We start from the raw sequence: 12,869 nt of genomic DNA on the forward strand, positions 1-12,869 counted from the left end.
TTCCGAACAATATTTATAAATATTTGAAAAAAATTTATTTATCGCGATCTTTTCTTGATTAAAAAAATAAAATACGTTATACTATATCAATATTAAAAAATCTTATTTATACTTAGAATATGGCTGAGTGTCTCTACCCTGCACCGTAAAAGCAGGACAATAAGAGGATTTTTTATTTGTGCAGTATGGCTTTGAATGTAAGTGTTCATGTCTTGATTGATGCCTTATAAATCATATCTTCTTTTGTCGTTTAGAAATGCTCTACCTTACCAGGTAGGGCTTTTGTATTTGCTAGAGACGAGCAGTTCTTAGGTATAAACATTTAGGAGAAATCATGAAGTTATTAGAAAATCGTATCGTACGTGATGGACAAGTTCTTGGAGATCAAGTTCTAAAAGTTGATAGCTTTCTTACTCATCAGGTTGACTATGAACTGATGAAAGCAATCGGACAACGTTTTGCTCAGGTCTATAAAGACCAAGACATTACTAAAGTTGTAACTATCGAAGCCAGTGGTATTGCGCCAGCGCTCTATGCCGCTGAAGCACTCGGTGTACCAATGGTTTTTGCAAAAAAATCAAAAAATATTACAATGAACGAAGAGCTACTGACAACAGAAGTCTTTTCATTTACGAAACAAGTGACTTCTACAGTTTCAATCTCTCGTAAATTTATTTCTTCTGAGGATAATGTATTGATTATTGATGACTTTTTGGCCAATGGTCAAGCTGCATTAGGGTTAGAGGAGCTCATCAAGCAAGCAGGGGCGCAAGTGGCAGGCATTGGTATTGTCATCGAGAAGAGCTTTCAAACAGGCCGGCAACTTCTGATTGATAAAGGTTTAACAGTAACTTCCTTGGCTCGCATCGAAAAATTTGAGTCAGGAAAAGTTGTATTTGCGCCAGCAGATGATGCTGTCTGGGATTAAGAAGGAGTAGAAAAAATAATGTTTAAGATAAAAAGACAAGCCAACGGTCAAGCAGCAGTTTTAGGTTTACAGCATCTCCTTGCGATGTACTCAGGCTCAATTTTGGTGCCCATTATGATTGCCTCTGCTCTCAACTACAGTGCAATGCAGTTGACTTATTTGATTTCAACGGATATCTTTATGTGCGGTTTAGCGACCCTACTTCAACTTAAGATGACCAAGAATTTTGGTATCGGGCTTCCTGTTGTTCTGGGTGTAGCTTTTCAGTCTGTTGCTCCACTCATTATTATTGGACAAAAACATGGTGATGGCGCTATGTTTGGTGCCCTAATCGCCTCAGGTGTCTTTGTTATTGCAGTTGCAGGTGTTTTTTCTAAAATAAGGAAATTTTTCCCTCCTCTGGTTACAGGTTCAGTTATTACAACGATAGGACTGACTTTGATTCCTGTTGCGGTTGGGAATATGGGAAATAACGAAGCAGCACCGACAACTAACAGTTTACTGCTTGCAGGATTTACTATATTAGTGATTCTCCTTGTCCACATTTTTGCTAAAGGCTTTATTCGCTCGATATCTATCTTGATTGGTTTAGTTGCAGGTACTGTTTTAGCAGCTGGCTTACATATGGTTGACTTTTCAGCCATTAATCAAGCCCCTTGGGCACACTTGCCAGTTCCTTTCCGTATAGCGATGCCCCGCTTTTATTTAATCGACTGCCTGATGATGATTATCATCGCTATTGTTTCTATGGTGGAGTCAACAGGCGTTTACTTAGCCTTATCTGATTTGACAGGTGAAGAGTTATCTGAGAAACGTTTACGAAACGGCTACCGTTCAGAAGGTCTTGCTGTTTTGCTTGGCGGTATCTTCAATACCTTCCCCTATACTGGTTTCTCGCAAAATGTAGGTTTGGTTCAAATGTCAGGAATAAAATCACGTAAGCCAATCTACTTTACTGCAGCTTTTTTAATCGCTTTGGGATTGATTCCTAAATTTGCTGCCATTGCACAGCTTATTCCAGTACCTGTACTTGGTGGGGCTATGCTTATTATGTTTGGTATGGTTGCCATGCAAGGGGTAAAAATGCTTGGCACAGTTGATTACAAAGACAACCAAAACTTGTTTATTGTTGCTATTTCAGTAGGCATGGGGGTTGGATTTAACTCAAGCAATCTATTTGTTAGCCTGCCAAGCTGGGCTCAAATCTTCTTGTCTAATGGGATTGTCGTTAGTACAGTTTCAGCCATTCTTCTTAACTTAATTCTAAATTCTAAACCTGAAGCAGAAGCTGTAGTGAATGCTCATGAAGTAAAGGTGAACTGAAGTTTCTATCGTCTATAAGCTATAAATAAACGCTCAAGCTAGTTTGAGCGTTTTACTGTTCTTCGATAAATTTACTTTTTCAACTGCCACAAAGTCACCTACTCGTCAATTTGGCCCCCGCTCTTCTCATCAAACACTCATTTCATTTGACTTTTTTTTTTTTTTTATACTATAGACTCAGAAAGTGAACGTAACATTAGAAATGTATATGTAATAAAAACTCGAAAGTAAATGTTACGTCAAAGGAGGAGTTTATGACACCAGAAAAGAAAAAACGGCGGCAACTGCGCAATCTCGCACTTTTATCGCTCTTACTGCTCTTGGTAGGCGGCACCTTTGCCTTCCAAGCCTTCAACCAGCGGGCCATCAATGACCGGATACGGGAGAACTCGGTCGGTGGACGTACCCATGACTACTATAACCGGGATACTGAAAATAAAGATGTTTTCGTTGAAAACTTCGGTGATGTTGAAATCATGGTGCGCATCCGATTGTCTGAATTTATGGAAATTCGAAGAGGAGGGACAACAGATTTTGAACCTCTTGTACCAGGGACCACTCGTGGTGATGTAGACAGCTGGACAATCATGCGACCAGCTGCAAATGATTTAAATACTCGTGCAGGTGACTCAGCAGCCTTCAATCGTTATTCCCGTCTGACCTTTGGTTGGGAACGAGCAGGACAAGATGCGCCATGGTTTATGCCAACCTTTAACCATGACAACGCAGACCTGATGACGGCAGCTGCAGGACATGCCCGTGACTGGATCACAAGTCCAGTCACAGATGGTGTAACAGACGGTGCCACTCATCCCGGTGACGGTACAGATGCTTACTGGTCATCGGGTGATGATTTTGACAATAGCGGCGGCACTTGGCCGGGAGAAACTGTCACCAACGATGCTGCACAAAACCTGCAACAAGACCGTGCCCCGATGACGATAGACCAGTGGTATGCCCTACCAGCTGCGGATAAAACAGGTAACTTTTGGGTGATAGATAGCCGGACGGGCTGGGCCTATTGGGCCAATACGCTCCAGTCAGGGCAGGCAACTTCTTACTTGATTGATGCGGCAGAGATGGCAGCAGCAGCTGGTAACATCCCGGGTCAATATTATTACGGTATTCATGTGGACAGTCAGCTGATCAGTTCAGATCAAAGCGAGGAGTTCTTGGTAAATCTTCCAAATGATAGTACTCATAGTAGTTATCTTAGTCTATTACTTCAAGAAATCACAAATAATGACGGCAATCCAGGCGTTTTTGAGGATGCACAGCCAGAGGCGTTTAACTTTAGTGCTATGAACCCAGGACGTGTTTTCACCATGGCAGGTGAACAATACCGTTATCTGGAGAACATGGGTTCTGGTAATCATATGATTATTCGGAATGGGGTAATAGACAATGCCTCTTGGAACGACCACGATATGGCGCTTGTCTCTTGGTATGACGGGCTTGATAGCGCAGTACAAGCTCTGGTTCAACCTGTTGCGAATAACTTTACAACAGGAACAGTTTTACCTAATAATGTCACCTTTGACGGTCCATTTGATCGCTGGATACCTAACAATCTGGACGATTTTCCAGAGGTTGCGGCCGATGTGACTCAGGTTGATACTAGCGGAACGCCTCGTGCCTTTTCTCTTTCCTTGGCTGATGTGACACGCTTATCAGGACCAGGACGTGCTTTTCCTAATCCTGGGGACCGTGTCGCACACGGTAATAATTGGTGGCATTTGCGTACACCTACAGGTGGCAACCGTATATGGATTGTTGATAGTCGTTGGTTTGGCAGTACACTAACTTCAACTGGTTTGGATCATCCTATAGGAGGAGGACCACGTCCCGCTCTCATCATCAACCAAGCAAATTAACTCATAAAAGATTACAAAAAAAGAGGTCGGAACAAATGTTCTGTCCTCTTTTGACATTGATAAACCTATTTCAACTTATACTTTTCATAAGTATGGCTAAGTTCTAGTCCTGCAAACCCCTGTTGCCGAAGCGCTTCATAGATAATCATGCAAGCGGCATTCGAAAGATTAAGACTGCGTACATGCGCATCATTCATCGGGATACGGATGCACTTTTCTGCATTTTCCCGCATGAAAGCCTCAGGTAAGCCTGTGTCTTCGCGACCAAAAATAAAATACAAATCCTCAGAAGTTTCTGAATAATCAATATCTGAATAAACATGATCAGCAAACTTACTGACCAAGTAAAGCTTCCCATCGATATGACTGAGAAAATCTTCAAGATTCTTATGATAAATGATATTTACCTTGTCCCAGTAGTCTAAACCTGCTCTTTTGAGATTTTTATCTGTAATTTCAAAACCAAATGGTTCAATCAAATGCAGGGTAGTATTTGTAGCAGCACATGTTCGGGCAATATTTCCTGTATTAAAGTGAATACGCGGTTCAAAAAGCACAATATGATTCATAATATTCTCCATTCACTGTATTAAGCGGGATTTTTACAAAAATAAAAACTAGGTAGCTCGGAGTATGGCCTCAGCGAGCAGCCTAGTTGGGGGACTAATTTGCTTTAATCATAACAGGGTTGATTGAAACAAATTAATTGATAAAAACATATTACCACATCTTTTAGGAAAAGTAAAGAAAATAATGCAAAATTTTTACACTTTTTCTGCAAAAGAAAAATTAGAGTAAAAAAAGGTGTTTTTTGATATAATGATAAAGGTAATTATATCCTTGACAACAGAAAAAATGCTGTTATCGAAACACGACAATAGTAACGCTCATGCGCAATATTTTATAACTGTTGATGAATGAAACATTTAAGCCATGTCTCATAGGACTTGCTGTATGTTACCGAGTGCCTTTAGGTACAAGGACGACAACGCATTAAAAAGAAAGGAACATCTTTGTTTTATAAGGATGGTTGGCTTTTCAAGGAGTAGAGAAAAGCAGGGGGGGAAGTAAAGTGATTTACGCAATCTGGGCAGAAGATGAAGCGAAGGCAATTGGTGTTGAGGGTCATTTACCTTGGCGCTTACCTGCTGAACTGGAACATTTTAAAAATACAACCTACCATCAAGCCATTTTGATGGGCCGAAAAACCTTTGAAGGTATGAACAAACGTGTGCTTCCGGGACGTATCAGCATCGTACTTACACGTGATACTTCCTATCCAAAAGAAGACAACGATAGAGTTCTTATCATGCATAGTGTTTCTGAAGTGTTGGAATGGTATAATAGCCAAGACCGTGATTTGTATATTATCGGTGGTGCGAAGATGTTCCTTCTTTTTGAAAAAAAAATATCTGCTTTATATAAAACTATTGTTCATGAGAAATTTACAGCGGATACATATTTTCCAGAAGACTTTGATTTTTCACAGTATGAAAAAATATCAGAGGACTATCGGGAAAAAGACGAAAAAAATATTTATGATTTTACGATTGAAAAATATGAGCGGAAGGAGAAGCACAGACCTTGACAAAATCAATTTTTGGCTTATTTACGGCTGTCCTGTGTGCAATATGCGTGATACTTGCGCTGCAATGCTTCCGTAAAAAGCGCTGGGGCTTAGGGGTAATATTCCTTCTTAATGCCTTTACTAACATAGTGAATTCCATTCATGCTTTTTATGGAACTTTATTTTCCTAAAAAATTTTAAAATTTAGAAGAAGAGATATACATGTCTAACGATATAAAAGAAAATAAAAATATCTATTGTTCATTCTGTGGCAAAAGCCAACCAGAGGTAAAGAAGCTTATTGCTGGTGTTGGTGTCTATATTTGTAACGAATGTGTTGAGTTATCAAGTCATTTGATTGAGGAAGAAATGCGAGAGGAGAATTCTCAGGACTTTGAAACTACTCCTGTAATGACCCCAAGAGAAATGCTGGACCATCTTAATGGTTATGTGATTGGTCAAGAGCACGCAAAACGTGCATTGGCCGTTGCCGTTTATAATCATTACAAGCGTATCAATTTTGCGCGTAAGGATGATGATGAAGTTGAACTCCAAAAGTCTAACATTCTTTTGATTGGACCAACAGGTTCAGGGAAAACTTTCCTAGCACAAACCTTGGCAAAATCACTGAATGTTCCCTTTGCTATTGCCGATGCAACGAGTTTGACTGAGGCGGGTTACGTTGGAGAAGATGTTGAAAATATTTTATTGAAACTTCTTCAAGCCAGTGATTTTAACATCGAACGTGCTGAACGCGGTATCATTTATATTGATGAAATTGATAAAATCGCTAAAAAATCTGAAAATGTTTCGATTACTCGTGATGTTTCGGGTGAAGGTGTTCAACAAGCTCTTTTAAAAATTATCGAAGGTACTGTAGCAAGTGTCCCTCCGCAAGGTGGACGTAAGCATCCCAACCAAGAAATGATTCAAATTGATACGAAAAACATCCTTTTTATTGTTGGAGGAGCTTTCGATGGTATTGAAGAAATTGTTAAACAACGTCTTGGTGAAAAAATCATCGGTTTCGGAACAAATAATAAAGCATTAGCAGATGACGAATCCTATATGCAAGAAATTATCGCAGAAGACATCCAGACCTTTGGCTTGATTCCTGAGTTTATTGGACGTTTACCTGTAGTCGCGGCTTTGGAACGTCTAACAGAATCTGACCTGATCCGTATTTTAACAGAACCCAAGAATGCCTTAATCAAGCAGTACAAGCAGTTATTAAGCTACGATAATGTTGAACTGGAATTTGAAGATGCAGCCTTGCATGCGATTGCTGAAAAAGCTATTGAACGCAAGACAGGTGCACGTGGGTTACGCTCAATCATTGAAGAAGTGATGATGGATATCATGTTTGAAGTTCCAAGTCATGATAACATTGAAAAAGTGATTATTACAGAGGCAGCTGTACGTGATAAAGCAGAAGCAGAAGTCATTTATATTGAAAAATAGAAAATCATGAGTGCTCATGGTTTTCTTGTTATGGTTTCAAAAAATGCTTAAGACAAACCTTGAAAGACACAGGGAAAGAGAATAATGAAAATAAATCCTAATAATTTAAAACTGACAATCTCAGCAGCCTCTGCCAAGCAATATCCAGATACGGATATACCAGAAATCGCGCTTGCAGGGCGTTCAAATGTTGGAAAATCAAGCTTTATAAATACCTTGCTCAACCGAAAGAACTTTGCACGAACTTCAAGTTCACCAGGAAAAACCCAGCTCCTTAATTTTTATAATGTTGACAGCAAAGTACACCTGGTTGATGTGCCAGGTTATGGCTATGCGCGTGTGTCTAAAAAGGAACGAGAAAAGTTTGGCAAAATGATTGAGGAGTACCTCACTACAGCGCCTAATCTGAAGGCTGTTCTTGCTCTTGTGGATTTGCGCCATGAACCATCAGAAGATGATAAACTGATGTACACTTTTTTAAAGTTCTATAATATTCCAGTTATTTTAGTTGCAACAAAGGCAGATAAGATTCCACGTGGAAAATGGAACAAGCATGTCTCAGTAATCAAAAAAGCTTTGAAGTTTGATAGTACAGATGATTTTGTTATCTTCTCGAGCTTTGACAAGACCGGAATTGACGAGGCTTGGACAGCCATTGAACAGTATGTATAAGATTAAGATTAATAACATGAAATTCTTTTCTCATATCGGTGTCTTGCCTGAAGAAAAGATATTAGGACAAAATTTAGAGATTGATTTGATTGTAACGACTAATTTTTCGTATTCTGGCTTGGACAGCTTAGATGAAACCTTGAGTTATGTTTCTTTTTATGAAAGTATCTCGGAAATCATTGCATCATCGCGTGCAGATTTGATTGAAAAATTAGCTTTTGACATTATTCAAGCCATCAAAGAAAATAAAAAAGTCGAAACGGTGGAAGTACATATCCGCAAGTTGGCCGTACCTATCGCAGGGATTTTTGACAATGTAGAAATTGAAATGATTGGTTAAACTACTATTTTTTGAAGTTAGAGTATTTATACAGAATAATTACGGCTTTCTAAGGGGGAAAGCAGGAAAGTGATGCAAACGGTTTATTTGAGTTTAGGAAGTAACATTGGGGATAAGCAAGCATATCTACAAGAGGCGGTGAACCTCTTAGGGCAAAACTCAGCTATCTTGATAGAAAAAAAGTCAAAAGTTTACCAAACTTCACCTGTCGGCGGTGTTCCACAAGATGATTTTGTCAATATAGCTTTGAAGCTTTCAACAACTTTGGAGGCGGAAACTTTACTTGAAGTTATTCATGATATTGAAGGCAAGCTTAACCGTGTACGTGCAGTTCATTGGGGGCCACGAACTATCGATATTGATATTTTATTTTATGGCACTGAAAAGTTTCGAGAGGAGCATTTGACTATTCCTCATAAAGAACTGTTCAATCGTCTTTTTGTTTTGATTCCTCTCATGGACATTTTAGAGGAGGGCTTTGAATATGAAACCCAAGTCAAACAGGCTATCTCTAATCTTGAAGGGAAAGGGCAAAAAATAATAGAAATTCCTGAAGAAAAAACAGCGCGCAAACGTATCGAAAATGCTGTCCGAGATATTTTAACGGCTGTGGGTGAAAATCCAGAACGTGAAGGGCTTCTCGAAACACCAGAACGTGTTGCTAAGATGTACGAAGAAATCCTTTCTTCCCAAAAATTAACAGCCTTTGAAGAATACAAGTTATTTAAGATTGAAGCGACAGAACAAGATCAAACCATCTTGATTAAAGACATTCCGTTTTATTCTATGTGTGAGCACCATATGTTGCCTTTTTTTGGCACAGCAAATGTTGCCTACATTCCGAAAGACGGTAATATTATTGGTCTAAGTAAAATCCCGCGTTTGATTAACTATGTTTCACGTAAGCTTTCTGTCCAAGAAAATATCACCAGAGACATTGCAGAAATTTTGAATGATATTTTACAGCCTAAAGGTGTAGCAGTAGTTGTCGAAGCACGTCATATGTGCATCGAGATGCGTGGTGTTAAAAAAGGAAATTCTCAGACGAGAACTTCATTTTTCTTAGGGGAATTTGAAGAAAATAGAGAAACGAGACTGGAGTTTTTAGAAAGCCTAACTTAAAATGAAGATTATTGAACAAAATACAGATTCCTTTTCCTTAAAACATATTGTGGTTAAGTTCACTGACTGCAATAGTCAAGAGCTGACAAGCCTAAACGATATTTTGTTTCGTCTCGGATCAAAAACCTTGCTTGATGGTCGAGATATGTTGGCTTTTTTTACGATTTATCAGCTTTCTGACTTCATTCAAGTCTGGCCTTTTCCGCAGGGGAAAGCGATTCTAGAAACAATTTTTAAGCGGCATAAGATTATCTGGTCAGGAAAGAATTTTTCTTTTGACTTGACTTTAGATCCTATTGTTTATGGTATTGTCAATGTGACGCCAGATTCTTTTTACGATGGGGCAAAAGAGAATCTGACGTTAGACTATATCTTGCGCCGTGTTGAGCAAGATTTGCAAAACGGAGCGCATGTTGTTGAACTGGGAGGAAAATCCTCTCGTCCTGGCTATGTCGACATTTCTCCAGAAGAAGAGTGGCAACGTTTGGCGGAACCTTTGAAAAATATTCGTAGAGCATTTCCCGAAGCTGTTATTGCCATTGATACGGATGAAGCTTATGTCATGCAACGTGTACTTGATGAAGGAGCAGATATCATCAATGACATAGATGGTTTTGATACACCTGAAAAATTGTTGCTCATACAAGAATATCAACCTGCTTTAGTTGTGATGAATAATGGTCGAGCAGGCTTACATTATGCGGACAATGTCTATCAAGAATTGCCTGCATATTTTGCCGATAAGCAAAAAGAACTTAAGGAGTTGGGAATTGCCAGCACTCAGATTTGTATTGATCCTGGTGTAGGTTTTTCTGGTGGTGCAACAGGTGTGGATTCCTTACAGAGGTTGAAAACGACTGAATTATTGACAAAACTGGGTTTACCTGTGATGATAGCAATATCCCGAAAATCCTTCATGAGCAACCTTTTAAACATGGAAGTTGATGAACGTCTCATCTCAACTTTGATTCTCGAAAGTCAAATGATGATGGATGGTGGACGTGTTTTACGGGTGCATGATGTTGAAGCAACGCATCGCTTAATAGAAAATTTTAAAATTTACCAAAAATACTGATGTACAATGAGTTGATACATGAGATTTCCTCTTTGGGAAATTCAAAAAAAATCCAAAAGATAAAAGAGCTTTTGAGAAACGGTAAAGATTTAAAAGGGAAGAAAAATCCATCCTTGCAGCTTTCGGCATCAGCTCTTGTTTTTGAGGGAGAAAAGCTATACTTTATCGAACATCCCTATCAAAAAGAACTCTTACTTCCGGCAGGACATGTGGAAGAAGGAGAGAGTCCTAAAGAAGCTGCCTTACGCGAATTTCACGAGGAAACGGGACTCGTAGCAAAAAATGGGCATCTTATAGATGTGAATATCATAGAAATTCCGTTTAATTCTGTGAAAAATGAAAAGGCGCATCAACATATTGATTTTCGTTACACATTTGAACTCACAAACGGTCTGACAAGGCGCTCTGAATTACCTGTTTTTTTACTTTCTAAAGCCGAAGCACCTGAGGAATTCCAAAAATATTTTGAAGAGAAAAGAGAAGGACATGAATATTGATCAAGCATTAGAATGGATTCACAGTAGACTTAAATTTAATATTCGTCCTGGTTTAACTCGGGTAGAAGCCTTGCTGAAACTACTTGGGAATCCTGAAAGGGATTTATCCATGCTGCACATTGCTGGAACAAATGGCAAAGGTTCAACAGTTGCTTTTACAAGGAGTATTTTACGTCAGCTTGGTCTCACAGTAGCCACCTTTACAAGTCCATTCATTGAGTCCTTTGGTGAGCGTATGGCTATTAATGAACGACCTATTCCCGATGAGAAACTTATTTTCTATGTGGAGCAGGTAAAGCCTTTAGTTGAACAGCTCGATGCGGATGAACGATTTGCAGGTATTACTGAGTTTGAGATTATTACAGCTGTAGCGCTGCGCTATTTTGCAGATGAAAAAGTTGATGTAGCTCTGATCGAGGTCGGCTTGGGTGGTTTGCTGGACAGTACGAATGTGATCCAGCCTGTAGCAAGTGCGATAACAACCATTGGTTTGGATCACATGGATATACTGGGTTCTACCTTAGAGGAAATAGCTGCACAAAAGGCGGGAATTATTAAACCGCATACGCCTTTAGTGAGTGGAAGAATCTCTGCTGAAGCACTAAAGGTTATTCAGCAAACAGCTGAAAAAAAGCAGGCAAAGCATTATCAATTTGGTGTAGATTATCAAGTTGAAGTGCTTGAAGATGAGTACTTTAACTATAGGGATGACCATTTTGAATTAACCTACCTAGAAAAATCTTTATTAGGGGTTCATCAGGTAGACAATGCAGCACTGGCAATCAAACTTTCTTTGATTTATGCTGAAAAAATGAAATTATCACTTTCAGAAAATGCTATCAGAAAAGGTCTGCAAGCCACTTTTTGGCCTGCACGAATGGAGCAAATAAGTCATAGGCCTTTGATTATACTTGACGGCGCGCATAATGTACATGCTATGCATCGTCTTTTAGAAAATTTGAAAACAGAATTTTCAGGTCGGAAAATTATCATCCTCTTTTCAGCTATCGTCACAAAAGATATTACAGAGATGATTAAAATGCTCCAAAGCGTTGATAATTCTCGGCTTATATTAACAACTTTTGATTATCCAAAAGCATTAAAATTAGAAGAGTTCACTTATCTTGAACGAGATAATGTGGAACTGGTTGAAAATTGGAAAGACGAATATCATGTCTTAAAAGACATGTTAAAAGAAGATGATGTTCTTTTAATGACAGGTTCCTTATACTTTATGGCTCAAATCAGAGAGTATTTACTGGAACAAAAAAATAAACAATAAAAATGAAGACAGTCCTGCTTTGGACTTTATAGGAGAATAAAACTTTGATTGTTTTAGCAGGAACAATAGGTGCGGGAAAGTCAAGCTTGGCTAAAGCTTTGGGAAAACATTTGGGAACAGATGTATATTATGAAGCGGTAGATAATAATCCTGTTCTTGACTTATATTATCAAGACCCTAGAAAATATGCTTTTTTGCTGCAAATTTATTTTTTAAACAAACGTTTCGAATCAATCAAAATGGCTTATGATCAGGAAAATAACGTTCTTGACCGTTCGATATTTGAAGACGAACTTTTTTTAACACTAAATTATAAAAATGGTAATGTCACAAAAACAGAACTAGAAATCTACCAAAATTTGCTCAGTAATATGCTAGAAGAGATAGAAGGAATGCCTAAAAAACGTCCTGATTTACTTGTTTATATTGACGTGAGCTTTGAAACAATGCTTTCAAGAATCACTCAACGGGGGCGAAGTTTTGAACAAGTAGAGAAACAGCCAGAGCTGAAAGCTTATTACCAACAGGTGCATGAGGAATACCCAATATGGTATAAAAACTATAACGTTTCACCTAAAATGCGTATTGATGGTGATTTATTTGACTTCGTCAACAATGAAGAAGACTTAGAAAAGGTACTCGCACAGGTGGACAAAGAATTAGTCAAGTTGCAATTAAAGTAAATCGAAAGATTTATTTTTTTGCTTATAATCAACTATACCAATTAA

At 38.6% G+C, this 12,869-nt stretch carries 13 protein-coding genes and 1 riboswitch; of the genes, 12 read left to right on the plus strand and 1 reads right to left on the minus strand.

Annotated features, from left to right (window positions below):
• Window positions 1-82 precede the first annotated feature (82 nt).
• Window positions 83-180, plus strand: a riboswitch (purine riboswitch).
• 154 nt (window positions 181-334) lie between these two features.
• From ACGHCK_RS01800 to ACGHCK_RS01810, 3 genes are all read left to right on the plus strand, one after another.
• Window positions 335-928 (plus strand): xanthine phosphoribosyltransferase, encoded by a 594-nt coding sequence (locus ACGHCK_RS01800; RefSeq protein ID WP_251420547.1) that lies wholly within the window; start codon window positions 335-337, stop codon window positions 926-928.
• Between the two features lie 18 nt (window positions 929-946).
• A complete protein-coding gene (locus ACGHCK_RS01805; protein WP_271327946.1) occupies window positions 947-2,251 on the plus strand; it encodes a nucleobase:cation symporter-2 family protein in 1,305 nt (434 codons plus the stop codon).
• A 254-nt stretch (window positions 2,252-2,505) separates the two neighbouring features.
• The gene (locus ACGHCK_RS01810; protein WP_271327945.1) at window positions 2,506-4,125 is read left to right on the plus strand and encodes a hypothetical protein; all 1,620 of its coding nucleotides are present in this window, start codon (window positions 2,506-2,508) and stop codon (window positions 4,123-4,125) included.
• Between the two features lie 65 nt (window positions 4,126-4,190).
• Here the strand turns inward: ACGHCK_RS01810 and ACGHCK_RS01815 are convergent, their stop codons facing one another.
• Window positions 4,191-4,694: a tRNA (cytidine(34)-2'-O)-methyltransferase gene (locus ACGHCK_RS01815; protein ID WP_271327944.1), complete on the minus strand. Its 504-nt coding sequence runs from the start codon at window positions 4,692-4,694 to the stop codon at window positions 4,191-4,193.
• Window positions 4,695-5,197: 503 nt separating this feature from the next.
• Here ACGHCK_RS01815 and ACGHCK_RS01820 point away from each other — a divergent pair.
• The 9 genes from ACGHCK_RS01820 (at window position 5,198) to ACGHCK_RS01860 (ending at window position 12,824) form a co-directional block, all read left to right on the plus strand.
• The gene (locus tag ACGHCK_RS01820; RefSeq protein WP_251420556.1) at window positions 5,198-5,713 is read left to right on the plus strand and encodes a dihydrofolate reductase; all 516 of its coding nucleotides are present in this window, start codon (window positions 5,198-5,200) and stop codon (window positions 5,711-5,713) included.
• A 201-nt stretch (window positions 5,714-5,914) separates the two neighbouring features.
• Complete coding sequence (gene clpX / locus ACGHCK_RS01825) at window positions 5,915-7,153, plus strand: ATP-dependent Clp protease ATP-binding subunit ClpX (protein ID WP_251420558.1); 1,239 nt, start codon at window positions 5,915-5,917, stop codon at window positions 7,151-7,153.
• Between the two features lie 84 nt (window positions 7,154-7,237).
• Entirely contained in the window at window positions 7,238-7,825 is a 588-nt protein-coding gene (gene yihA, locus ACGHCK_RS01830; protein ID WP_251420559.1) for a ribosome biogenesis GTP-binding protein YihA/YsxC, read from the plus strand.
• Entirely contained in the window at window positions 7,818-8,165 is a 348-nt protein-coding gene (gene folB / locus ACGHCK_RS01835; RefSeq protein WP_251420560.1) for a dihydroneopterin aldolase, read from the plus strand. Before yihA ends, folB begins: the two co-directional genes overlap by 8 nt.
• 72 nt (window positions 8,166-8,237) lie before the next feature.
• Window positions 8,238-9,287: a GTP cyclohydrolase I FolE gene (gene folE, locus ACGHCK_RS01840; RefSeq protein ID WP_202229450.1), complete on the plus strand. Its 1,050-nt coding sequence runs from the start codon at window positions 8,238-8,240 to the stop codon at window positions 9,285-9,287.
• 1 nt (window position 9,288) lies between these two features.
• Window positions 9,289-10,362, plus strand: coding sequence for a dihydropteroate synthase (gene folP, locus ACGHCK_RS01845; protein ID WP_271327943.1), 1,074 nt, complete (start codon window positions 9,289-9,291; stop codon window positions 10,360-10,362).
• On the plus strand, window positions 10,362-10,859 hold the full coding sequence (locus ACGHCK_RS01850) for an NUDIX domain-containing protein (protein WP_251420562.1): 498 nt from the start codon (window positions 10,362-10,364) through the stop codon (window positions 10,857-10,859). The genes folP and ACGHCK_RS01850 overlap by 1 nt, the downstream gene beginning before the upstream one ends.
• On the plus strand, window positions 10,849-12,141 hold the full coding sequence (locus ACGHCK_RS01855) for a bifunctional folylpolyglutamate synthase/dihydrofolate synthase (protein WP_251420563.1): 1,293 nt from the start codon (window positions 10,849-10,851) through the stop codon (window positions 12,139-12,141). Before ACGHCK_RS01850 ends, ACGHCK_RS01855 begins: the two co-directional genes overlap by 11 nt.
• Before the next feature lie 44 nt (window positions 12,142-12,185).
• Window positions 12,186-12,824 (plus strand): deoxynucleoside kinase, encoded by a 639-nt coding sequence (locus ACGHCK_RS01860; protein ID WP_251420564.1) that lies wholly within the window; start codon window positions 12,186-12,188, stop codon window positions 12,822-12,824.
• Window positions 12,825-12,869 lie beyond the last annotated feature (45 nt).

The sequence above is a fragment of the Lactococcus muris genome (assembly GCF_042849115.1).
Taxonomy (GTDB): Bacteria; Bacillota; Bacilli; order Lactobacillales; family Streptococcaceae; genus Lactococcus; species Lactococcus muris.